This is a genomic window from Planosporangium thailandense (assembly GCF_011947195.1).
GTDB lineage: Bacteria > Actinomycetota > Actinomycetes > Mycobacteriales > Micromonosporaceae > Planosporangium > Planosporangium thailandense.
On sequence record NZ_JAATVY010000079.1, the window covers coordinates 1 to 1090 of the forward strand.

At 68.6% G+C, this 1090-nt stretch carries 1 protein-coding gene; it reads right to left on the reverse strand.

The genetic code is table 11. The annotated features are described in order from the left end of the window. On the reverse strand, positions 1-1054 hold a 1054-nt coding region (gene asnB / locus HC031_RS32190; RefSeq protein ID WP_240943300.1), incomplete at its 3' end, for an asparagine synthase (glutamine-hydrolyzing). Positions 1055-1090: the final 36 nt, after the last annotated feature.

Here is a 1090-nt window from a genome sequence, read left to right on the forward strand (position 1 = left end):
CGTACCGGCGGTAGCCGCCGAAGCCCTCGTCGCCGCCGTCGCCGGTGAGCACCACGGTCACGTGCTCGCGGCTCATCTTGGCCACGTAGAAGCTCGGGATCGCCGACGAGTCGGCGAACGGCTCGTCGAAGTGCCACGCCAGCGTCGGCAGGATGTCGAGCGCCGACGGGCTGACCACCAGCTCGTGATGATCGGTGTCGTAGTGACGCGCCACCGCCCGCGCGTGCTCACGCTCGTCGTAGGCCGCCTCGTTGAACCCGATGCTGAACGTCTTGACCCGCTCGCCGCTCTGCATCGCCATCGCGGCCACCACCGCCGAGGAGTCGATCCCCCCCGACAGGAACGCCCCCAACGGCCGCTCACTGACCATCCGGATCCGGGTCGCCTCCAACAGCAACCCCCGCAGCTCCTCGGCCAGCTCGTCCTCGCCACCCACCGCCCGCGGCGTGAAATCGGCCCGCCAGTACTCCCGCACCGACGCCACCCCGTCCTGCCACACCAGCAGATGCCCCGGCGGCAGCTTCGACACACCCTGATAGATCGACCACGGCGCCGGCACGTACTGGTAGGTCAGGTAATGGTGCAGCGCCACCAGATCCAGCTCCCGCGCCAGCGTCGGATCCTGCACCAGGCACTTCAACTCCGACCCGAACGCCAACGACCCCCCGGCCGCCCGCCAGTACAGCGGCTTCTTGCCCAGCCGGTCACGCGCCAGCACCAGCCGGCCACGGTTACGGTCCCAGATCGCGATGGCGAACATCCCCCGCAGATGGTGGACGAACTCATCCCCGTACTCCTCGTACAGGTGCGCCAGACACTCACTGTCCCCGGTACCGGCCAACTGGTGCCCCCGCGCCCGCAGGTGCGCCTGCAACTCGGCGAAGTTGTACAGCTCGCCGTTGAACACCACCGCCACGGTCCGGTCCTCGTTGTAGACCGGCTGCTGACCACCGGCCACATCGATGATCGCCAAACGGCGCATCCCCAGCGAAGCGTGCGGATCATCGTGGAAACCCGACCCGTCCGGCCCCCGATGGACGATCGTGTCGCACATCCTCCGCACCAGGTCCGCATCGACCGCACCGGTCGA